The 9,593-nt window shown below is 67.9% G+C and carries 6 protein-coding genes; 3 read left to right on the top strand and 3 right to left on the bottom strand.

All coding sequences use genetic code 11. The features are described from left to right. The 3 genes from QZ609_RS20705 to QZ609_RS20695 all read right to left on the bottom strand — a co-directional run. On the bottom strand, positions 1–1,105 hold a 1,105-nt coding region (locus QZ609_RS20705), incomplete at its 3' end, for an efflux transporter outer membrane subunit (RefSeq protein ID WP_295498957.1). A 2-nt stretch (positions 1,106–1,107) separates the two neighbouring features. Continuing rightward, positions 1,108–4,257 (bottom strand): efflux RND transporter permease subunit, encoded by a 3,150-nt coding sequence (locus QZ609_RS20700; RefSeq protein ID WP_295498954.1) that lies wholly within the window; start codon positions 4,255–4,257, stop codon positions 1,108–1,110. A gap of 15 nt (positions 4,258–4,272) precedes the next feature. Beyond that, complete coding sequence (locus tag QZ609_RS20695; protein WP_295498951.1) at positions 4,273–5,505, bottom strand: efflux RND transporter periplasmic adaptor subunit; 1,233 nt, start codon at positions 5,503–5,505, stop codon at positions 4,273–4,275. Positions 5,506–6,091: 586 nt separating this feature from the next. On the opposite strand from QZ609_RS20695, the gene QZ609_RS20690 reads away from it, so the two are divergent. From QZ609_RS20690 to QZ609_RS20680, 3 genes are all read left to right on the top strand, one after another. Continuing rightward, a complete protein-coding gene (locus tag QZ609_RS20690) occupies positions 6,092–6,751 on the top strand; it encodes a TetR family transcriptional regulator (protein WP_295498950.1) in 660 nt (219 codons plus the stop codon). Continuing rightward, positions 6,748–7,641, top strand: a complete 894-nt coding sequence (locus QZ609_RS20685; RefSeq protein ID WP_295498948.1) for a patatin-like phospholipase family protein — start codon at positions 6,748–6,750, stop codon at positions 7,639–7,641. The genes QZ609_RS20690 and QZ609_RS20685 overlap by 4 nt, the downstream gene beginning before the upstream one ends. A gap of 113 nt (positions 7,642–7,754) precedes the next feature. Next, entirely contained in the window at positions 7,755–9,203 is a 1,449-nt protein-coding gene (locus QZ609_RS20680; RefSeq protein WP_295498945.1) for an NAD(P)/FAD-dependent oxidoreductase, read from the top strand. Positions 9,204–9,593: the final 390 nt, after the last annotated feature.

Raw genomic sequence — 9,593 nt, 5'->3', positions numbered from 1 at the left:
AGAAGCGCGTGCCCCAGTCGAAGATCGGCAGCGTGACGTTCGGCACGAACGACCACAGCCCGGTCCCGGCCTTGAACAGGTTATGCAGCGCCGTGCTGGCGGTGCCCACGTTCGAGGTCAGGCCGATGCTCGGGAAGAACGCCGCACGCGCCACGCCAATGTTGGCGTTGGCCGCGATCAGCTTCTGCTCGGCCTGGCGGATGTCGGGGCGCTGCTCCAGCAAGTCCGACGGCAGGCCGGCCGGGATGTCGGTCACCAGCGTCTCGGACGACAGCGTGGTCGGCGCCGGCAGGTCGGCCGGCAGCGGCGCGCCCACCAGCAGCACCAGCGCGTTGGTCGCCTGGGCGTACTGGCGCGTGAGCTGTGCCACCGCCACGCGGGCCGATTCCACCAGCGTCTCGTTCTGGCGCAGGTCCAGCGCCGACGAGGCGCCCACGTCAAAGCGCTGCTGGGCGAGCTTGTAATAGTCTTCGCGGCCCTTCAGGGTCTGCTGGGCCAGGTCGAGCTGCTCGGCGTAGGCGCGCTCGTTCAGGTAGGCGCGGGCCACCTGCGCGATCAGGCTGATCTGCGCGGCGCGCTGGCCTTCCTCGGTGGCGAGGTAGCTGGCGCGTGCGGAGCTGGTCACGTCGCCCACGCTGAACAGGTTGACCTGGTAGTTGCTGATGCCGACACCGAGCTGGTACTGCTTGGTCTCCATGGCGTGGCCGGTCTGCGAGATCGATTGCGGCGTCAGGCTGCGCGTGTAGGTGGCCGAAGCCCCCACCACCGGCAGCAGGTCGGCGATCTGCAGGCGGTATTGCGCGCGCGCCGCCTCGATGTTGAGCACGGCGATGCGCAGGTCGCGGTTGTTCTCCAGCGCCAGGCCGATCAGCTTCTGCAGGCGCGGATCGGGGAAGAACTCGCGCCAGCCGAGGTCGGTGGCGCGCAGTGCGTCGTCGGTGGGCTTGGCGGTGGCGTAGCCCGCCGGGGCCTGCGCGTAGTCGCCGGACACCGGCGCGGCCGGGCGTTCATAGCGCGGCGCCAGCGAGCAGCCGGACAGCACGCCGGCGGCCAGCAGGAGCGCCGGCAGCAGCGCAGGCGTTCGGAAAGTCATCGTCTTCTGCATGTTCAGATTTCCTCTTCCAGCGGTCGGTGCGCGGCATCCAGGCGGCGTTGACGCTCGCTGCCCTTGAAGATGCTGCGGACCACCACGAAGAACACGGGCACCAGCATCACAGCCAGCACCGTCGCGGTGATCATCCCGCCCATCACGCCAGTACCGATGGCGCGTTGGCTGGCGGAGCTGGCGCCGTGCGCAATGGCCAGCGGCAGCACGCCCAGGATGAAGGCGAACGACGTCATGATGATCGGGCGGAAGCGCAGGTGCACCGCTTCCAGGGTTGCTTCGATCAGGCCCTTGCCCTGCGCCTGCAGGTCCTTGGCGAACTCGATGATCAGAATTGCGTTCTTGGCCGACAGGCCCACCACGGCGATCAGGCCGACCTTGAAGTACACGTCGTCGGGCATGCCGCGCAGCGTCACCCCCAGCAGCGCGCCGAGCACGCCCAGCGGCACCACCAGAATCACCGCCGCCGGGATCGACCAGCTCTCATACAGCGCAGCCAGCACCAGGAACACCGCCAGCAGCGACAGCGCATACAGCGCCGGCGCCTGCGAGCCGGAGGTCTTTTCCTGCAGCGACTGGCCGGTCCACTCGAAGCCGATGCCGGCCGGCAGCTTGCTTGCCAGGTGCTCCATCTCGTCCATGGCCTCGCCGGTGCTCTTGCCGGGCACGGCGTCGCCGGAGATGCGGATCGCCGGATAGCCGTTGTAGCGCACCAGCTGCACCGGACCGACGATCCAGTGCCCCTTGGCGAACGCGGACATCGGCACCATCGTCCCCTGACCGTTGCGCACGTACAGGTTCATGATGTCTTCGGGCTGCATCCGGTTGATCTTGTCCGCCTGGACGATCACCCGTTGCTGACGGCCGTAGTTCGGGAAGTCGTTCGCATAGGCCGAGCCCAGCGCCGTCGACAGCACGGCGTTGATGTCGGCAAACGCCACGCCCAGCGCATTGGCCTTCTCGCGGTCGAGATCCACCTGGTACTGCGGTGAGTCTTCCAGGCCTTCCGGACGGATGCCCTTGAGGATCTTGCTCTGGCTGGCCATGCCCAGCAGCTGGTTGCGTGCGGCGACCAGTGCGTCGTGGCCCAGGCCCGCGCGGTCCTGCAGGCGGAACGTGAAGCCCGTTGCGTTGCCCAGTTCCGGGATCGGCGGCGGGTTGAGCGGGAACACGATCGCATCGCGGATGCCGCCGAACAGCGCACCGAAGGCGCGGCCGGCCACGGCATCAGCGGAGAGATCAGCGCCGCGCTCGCTCCAGTCCTTGAGCGTGGTGAACACGATACCGGCGTTCGGGCCGTTGCCCGAGAAGCTGAAGCCCTGCACCGCCACCATGTTCTCGACGGCCTTCTCGTGCTTGTAGTAGCCCTCGGCCTGCTTGATCACGTCCAGCGTGCGGTTGGCCGAGGCGGCCGGCGGCAGCTGGATGTTGGTGACGATGTAGCCCTGGTCCTCGGTCGGCAGGAACGACGACGGCAGGCGCATGAACAGCAGCACCACCGCCGCGATCAGCGCGCCGTAGATGACCATGTAGCGGAAGGTCTTCTGCAGCATCTTGCCGACGAAGCTCTGGTAGCGCGTCGTGGTGCTGGAGAACATGCGGTTGAACCAGCCGAAGAAGCCCTTCTTCTCGTGGTGCGCACCCTTCTCGATCGGCTTGAGCAGCGTCGCGCATAGCGCGGGCGTGAGCGTCAGCGCCATCAGTGCCGAGAAGAAGATCGACGACACCATCGACAGCGAGAACTGGCGATAGATCGCCCCCACCGAGCCCGAGAAGAATGCCATCGGGATGAACACCGCCATCAGCACCAGCGTAATGCCGATGATGGCGCCCGTGATCTGGCCCATCGCCTTGCGGGTCGCTTCGCGCGGGGGCAGGCCCTCCTCGCTCATGATCCGCTCGACGTTTTCCACCACCACGATGGCATCGTCCACCAGGATACCGATCGCCAGCACCAGGCCGAACATGGTCAGCACGTTGATCGAGAAGCCCATCGCGTTCATGGTGGCGAACGCGCCCAGCAGCGAGATCGGCACCACGATCGACGGCACCAGCGTGTAGCGGATGTTCTGCAGGAACAGCAGCATCACCAGGAACACCAGCGCCATGGCCTCGAACAGCGTCTTGACCACTTCCTCGATCGAGATCTGGACGAACTTGGAGGTGTCGTACGGCACCTTGTATTCCACGCCCGCCGGGAAGTACTTCGACAGCTCTTCGAGCTTGGCCTTGACCGCCTTGGCGGTGCCCAGCGCGTTACCGGTGGGCGAGAGCTGCACACCGATCGCCGAGATCGGCTGGCCGTTGATGCGCGCCGAGGTGGCGTAGCTCTGGCCGCCCAGCTCCAGGCGCGCGACGTCCTTCACGCGCACCTGCGAGCCGTCCGGCTTGGACACCAGCACGATGTTGCCGAACTGCTCGGTGGTGGTCATCTGGCCCTGCACCACGACCGTGGCCGCGAGCGGCTGGTCGGAGGTGGAGGGCAGGTCGCCCAGCGTACCGGCCGAGACCAGCGCGTTCTGGTTGCGGATGGCGTTGTAGACGTCGGTCGGGGTCAGCTTGTAGCCGACCAGCTTGGCCGGGTCGATCCATACGCGCATCGCGCGCTCGGTACCGAACAGGATGGCCTGGCCCACACCCGGCACGCGCTTGATTTCGTTGAGCACGTTGCGCGAGATGTAGTCGCCCAGGGCGACCGGGTCCATCTTGCCGTCCTTGGACGCGAGCGTGGCGAACAGCAGGAAGTTCGAGCGGGCCTTGTCGACCTGCACGCCCTGCTGCGTCACCTGCGAGGGCAGGCGCGCTTCCACGCGCTTGAGGCGGTTCTGCACGTCCACCTGCGCCAGCGCCGGATCGGTGCCGGCCTTGAACGTCACGGTGATGGTGGCCTGGCCGTTACCGCCCTGGCTGACCGACTCCATATAGAGCAGGCCGTCCGCACCGTTCATCTCCTGCTCGATGATGCTGGTGACGGAGTCGTCCAGCGTCTTCGCGTTCGCGCCCGGGTACGTTGCCGTGATGATGATCGACGGCGGAGCGATGGTCGGGTATTGCGAGATCGGCAGCAGGGTGATCGAGATCGACCCCGCCACGATGATGAACAGCGCGAGCACCCAGGCAAAGACTGGGCGATCGATGAAAAACTTTGCCATGCGATGGCTCCTTGTTTACTGCTTGGCTGCGGGGGCGCTGGCGGCGGCCGGTGCGCTGGCAGCGCCCTGGCCTTGTGCGGCGCCTGCTGCACCTGCTGCACCACCCGGCGTCCACGGCGTCGGCTTGACCGGCGCACCCGGGCGCACCTTCTGCAGGCCGTCGACGATCACCTTGTCACCGGCCTTCAGCCCGCTGGAGACGATCCACTCGGTGCCGGCTGCGCGATCGGCCTGGACCGGGCGCACTGCGACCTTGCCTTGCTCGTCGACGATCATCACCGAGGCGCCGTCCGGGCTGCGCGACACGGCCTGCTGCGGCACCGTGATGGCCTGCTCGTCCACCGCCTGCTCCAGCCGCGCGCGCACGTACATGCCCGGCAGCAGGGTGCGATCGGCGTTCGGGAAGATCGCGCGCAGCGTGATCGTGCCCGTGGCTTGGTCCACCGTCAGGTCGGAGAAGTACAGCTTGCCCGGCTGCGCGTAGACACGGCCGTCTTCGGTGACCAGCGTGACCTTGGCGGCGGCGTCGCCGCCCTTCGCCAGCTTGCCGGCCTTGAGCGCTTCCTGCAGACGCATCACATCGGTGCTCGACTGCGTGAAGGTCAGGTAGATCGGGTCGATCTGCTGCACGGTGGTCAGCAGCGTCGCGTCACCCTGGCCGACCAGCGCGCCTTCGGTGATCTGCGCCAGGCCGGCACGGCCCGCGATGGGCGAGGTGACGCTGGCATAGCCGAGGTTGAGCTTGGCGGTTTCCACGGCAGCGCGGGCGGCGGCCACGTCGGCGGCGGCCTGCTTGGCGGCGGCGGTGGCGTCGTCGTAGTCCTGCTTGCTGATGGCGTTGGTGGCGACCAGCGGCTTGTAGCGCTCGGCCTTGGCCTGCGCCTGGGCCTGGGTGGCTTCCGAACGGGCCAGTTGAGCCTTGGCGCTATCGAGCGTGGCCTGGTACTGCGCCGGGTCGATCTGGAACAGCGGCTGGCCGGCCTTCACATCATGGCCTTCCTCGTAGCTGCGCTTGAGCACAATGCCTGCAACGCGCGCGCGCACCTGGGCCACGCGGGTGGCTTCCAGGCGGCCGGGCAGTTCGCTGGTCAGGCCGACGGCGTGCGGCTGCACGGTCACCACGCCGACCGCGGTCGGAGGCATGCCGGCGCCGCCCGGCCCTTGTGCCTGCTTGTTGCCGCAGGCTGCAAGTGCCACCACCATGAATGCGGCGGCGGCGAGTTGGTGATAACGGCGGGTGTTCGTCATAGAGGACCCCATGTGGCGATAAGCGATGTGCTCCATGCCAGCCACGCAAACGAATGCGGACGCAGCCAACCTTGAGCGAAACCAAAAAACACAAATTCGAAAACGATCGATGCTAGCCGTAACCGGTGGCATGCGATATGGCTTTTGCGATGAAGTCGCAACAAAGCGGGCCCAACTACGCGAATGGGGGCGCGACTTGCTGCGGATGCTCCGCACATTCATCGTGGCGGCCTGAGGTGTCGGGCAGCAGCGCGTTAACCTCGGTCAGGCCGGATGTGACGAATGTTGCAATGTGCAACAGACGGAGTGCGCGCTATTATAGATACGTTCGTGCATGTATGTAAGTAAGGCCTTGGAGCGGAATGGGGCCTTTGTTGACACTTTTTCCAACTTCGTTGCAATGGCCTGCAGTGACGGAGGGGCGCGGGATCGCGGGAGATCACCGCAGATCACGCGCCTTGTCGTCCGGTATGGGCGTTGCAACGTTGTGCACTGCGAAACAGCGTGTTGCGCAGACTTGTGCGACGCACAAAAGCAGAATAGAAGAACGTCGGCCGCATCTGGGCCGGCTTTCGTGAAGGGCATCATGGTCAGACGAACCAAGGAAGAGGCGCTGGAAACGCGCAACCGCATCCTCGATGCGGCGGAAGACGTGTTCTACGCACGTGGAGTGGCGCGTACATCGCTTTCTGACATCGCGCAGGCGGCTGGCGTGACGCGCGGCGCCATCTACTGGCACTTCCGCAACAAGGCCGACGTGTTTGCCGCCATGTGCGAGCGCGTCAAGCTGCCGATGGAGACGCTGTGCTCGCCGCTGGACGTCGAGCCCGACGACCCGCTGGGCGAGTTGCGCACGGTGGCCAACTACGTGCTGCAGCAACTGGTGGAAGACGCGCACTGGCGCCGCGTCTTCGAGATCATGTTCAACAAGTGCGAGTTCGTGGAAGACACCAGCCCCATCCTCAAGCGCCAGCAGGAATCCTTCGAAGAGGGGCTGGGCAAGCTGACCCACATCATCGGCCAGGCGGCGCGGCGCGGGCAGCTGCCCGCCGACCTGGACGTGCCGCTGGCGGTGGCGCATTTCCACGCGTCGTTCGGCGGCATCATGGGCGACTACCTGTTCTACCCGGATGCGTCCAGCCTCGCCGCCAAGCGCGAGCGCTTTGTCGACGCCTGCATCGATACGCTCAAGTATTCGCCCGCGCTGCGGCTGGCGTCGCCCGCGCTGATGGGGGCTACGGCATGAGCGCGCCCGTCTTCGATCAGATGGTGTTTGCCGGCGGCGGCAACCGCTGCTGGTGGCAGGCTGGCTGGTGGGATGTGGTGCAGCCCGCGCTGGCGCTGAAGCCGCGCGTGATCACCGGCATCTCGGCGGGGGCATCGACGGCGTGCATGCTGCACGCGTGGAATTCCGCCGAGCTGATCGAGTACTACGCCCATGCCCTGCGCCACAACACCCGCAACGCGCATTGGGGCAACCTGCTGCGCGGCGAGCGCGTGTTCCCGCATTACGGGATGTACCGCACCGCGCTGCTGACCGTGTTCGGCGAGGGCCGGCTGGCCAAGCTGGCACAGGCGCCCGAGATCCGCATCGGCGTGGCGCATATCCCGCGCTGGCTGGGTGCGCGCTCGGCCGTGGCGGCCGGGTTGATTGCCTACAACATCGAAAAGCACGTGCGCAAGACGCTGCACCCGACGCTGGGCCGGCGCCTGGGCTTCACGCCCGAATTCGTGCGCGCGCAGGACTGCCCGACGCCCGAGGCGCTGGCCGACCTGCTGCTGCAGTCCGCCTCCACTCCGCCGTTCACGCCGGTGTTGCGGCGCGGCGGCCGCCCGGTGCTCGACGGCGGCATGGTCGACAACGTGCCCGTCCAGGCACTCGACCAGACCCCCGGCGACGTGCTGATACTGGTCACGCGCCTGTACCCGCGCCCGACGTACTTCCGTATCGATGTGCCGGTGGCGGGCGGCGTGCAGCGCCGTTTCTATGTGCAGCCCTCGCGCAAGGTGCCGATCGCCAGTTGGGATTACACCAAGCCGGGCGCCATGCGCGACGCCTATGCGCTCGGCCGTCATGACGGCGAAACGTTCCTGCGCGAACTTCCACGCGGGTTTGCCTCGGCCATGGCCGCGTAGCTCGCCGTTTGCCATCCCGGGCGACGGGCGCCGCCGCCAGCGCGTGCGCGGACCCACCGACCCGGCGTCATGGAGGTGCCGGCCGAATCCCACGGACGCCCGACGGACGCCCCATGCGCGCAACCCCTGCTGCTTCGTTTGACCTGATCGTGATTGGTGCCGGCGCGGCCGGCCTGGCCGCCGCGCGCCATGCCGCGCAGCTCGGCGCGCGCACGCTGCTCATCGACCGCGCGCAAGCCGGCGGCAGTTGTATCCACCGGGGCTGCGTGCCCAAGAAGCTGCTCGGCTACGGCGCGGCCTGGTCGCAGACGGTCGCGCGCTGCCTGCAGGCCGCCGCCGGCCACAGTCGCGAGGCGTGGCAGACCGCCATCACCCGCACCCGCGCCGAGGTCGCGCGCCTGCACGACGCCACCCGCACGCACCTGGCCCAGGCCGGCGTGCAATGGCTGCCCGGCGTGGCGTCCCTGCGCGGGCGCGGCGCCATCCGCCTCGCCACCGATGAAGGCAAGCGCACCCTGCGCGCCCGCCAGATCGTGCTGGCCACCGGCGCCCAGCCCGTGCCACTGTCCGCACCTGGTGCCGAACTGGCTCAGACCTCCGACGATGTGTTCGCGTGGGAGAGCCTGCCCGCCTCGCTGGTCATCGTCGGTGGCGGTGTGATCGCGGTGGAGCTGGCGTCGACACTGGCGCGCTTCGGCGTGCGCGTGACGCTGCTGGTGCGCGAGGCGCGCCTGCTGCCGGAATTCGACACCGCGCTGTCCGATGCCGCCGCGACCTCCCTGGCGGGCCATGCGGTCGATGTGGTGCTGGGCGCGGAGGTGATGCGCGTGGAGCGCGATATCGTCAACAGCGGCGTCAACGGCGGCGTCAACGGCGATGGCGTGGCGGTCTACCTGAACGAACCCGGCCGCGCCGTGCCGCGCATCGTGCGCGCGCAGCGCGTGGTGGCCGCCATCGGCCGCGCGCCCGCCACCGACGGGCTGGGCCTGGACGCGGCGGGCATCACGCTCGACCCGCACGGCCACATCGTGGTGGATCGCCACTTTCGTACACGTTCGCGCGGCGTGCATGCCATCGGCGACGTCTGCGGCGGCCCGCAGCTCACCCCGGTGGCGAGCGCGCAGGGCCGCTATGTGGCCGAGCGGCTGTTTGGCAAGGCGGTCAAGCTGCCCGATATGGCGATGGTGCCGACGGCCGTGTTCTGCGAGCCGGCCATCGCCGCCGTCGGCCTGACCGAGGCGCAGGCGCGGGCACGCTGGCCCGACCGTCCCGAGCGTGCCGAACGCGATACGCGTGCTGCCGCCGCCGAGCGCATCGACGTGGTCGAGCACCGCTTCGTTTCGCTCGAGCAGCGCTTTGCCGGCACCGCCGCGCCCTCGATGATCAAGCTCGTGTGCAACGCGCGCAGCGGGCGCGTGCTGGGCGCGCACGTGGTCGACAACGCCGCGCCCGAGATCGTGCAGGCGCTGACGGTGGCGGTACGCATGGGCGTGCGCCTGAAGCACCTGCGGACCACGGTGGGCCTGCACCCGACGGTGGCGGAGGAATTGCTGGCCGTTTGAGGCGCGCGCCGCAACGGCGCATTGCACGCGACGCCACGTCTGGCGCCACTTTTCAGACGTTTCCTTATCCGCCTTCGTTGAATCTTGTTGAGAAGGTGGCGTTGTGCGGGCGCGCCCTCTGCACGCCCGGGCGAATCCCTATATTCGCTCATTGATTGATCAGGCAACCACTCGCCAGCCGCCGGCCACGGTGGCCCTGGAGGTGGGCGCCACCGCGTCAACCGGCTCGTTGCCGGTCCCCGCGTTCTCCCGCCCGCTCGCCGCGCACCAAGCGGCCCTCGCCTGACCAACACCGCCGGCTGCCGCCGGCGTTGCCACCCTCAATGTTCGATTCTCTAGGGATGGTGTTCAGAACTCATTCCGCAGCACCGAGACATCGACGCAGCGTCA

The organism is uncultured Ralstonia sp. (assembly GCA_913056305.1).
GTDB lineage: Bacteria > Pseudomonadota > Gammaproteobacteria > Burkholderiales > Burkholderiaceae > Ralstonia.
The sequence above is the reverse complement of the archived record's forward strand: the minus strand, read 5'-3'. Positions and strand labels throughout refer to the sequence as shown.

What these genes read in the sequence shown, in the direction of transcription:
- QZ609_RS20680 (WP_295498945.1), top strand. Translation starts at nt 7,755, where the DNA reads ATGCGCGCAACCCCTGCTGCTTCGTTTGACCTGATCGTGATTGGTGCC.
- QZ609_RS20700 (WP_295498954.1), bottom strand. Translation starts at nt 4,257, where the DNA reads ATGGCAAAGTTTTTCATCGATCGCCCAGTCTTTGCCTGGGTGCTCGCG.
- QZ609_RS20695 (WP_295498951.1), bottom strand. Translation starts at nt 5,505, where the DNA reads ATGACGAACACCCGCCGTTATCACCAACTCGCCGCCGCCGCATTCATG.
- QZ609_RS20690 (WP_295498950.1), top strand. Translation starts at nt 6,092, where the DNA reads ATGGTCAGACGAACCAAGGAAGAGGCGCTGGAAACGCGCAACCGCATC.
- QZ609_RS20685 (WP_295498948.1), top strand. Translation starts at nt 6,748, where the DNA reads ATGAGCGCGCCCGTCTTCGATCAGATGGTGTTTGCCGGCGGCGGCAAC.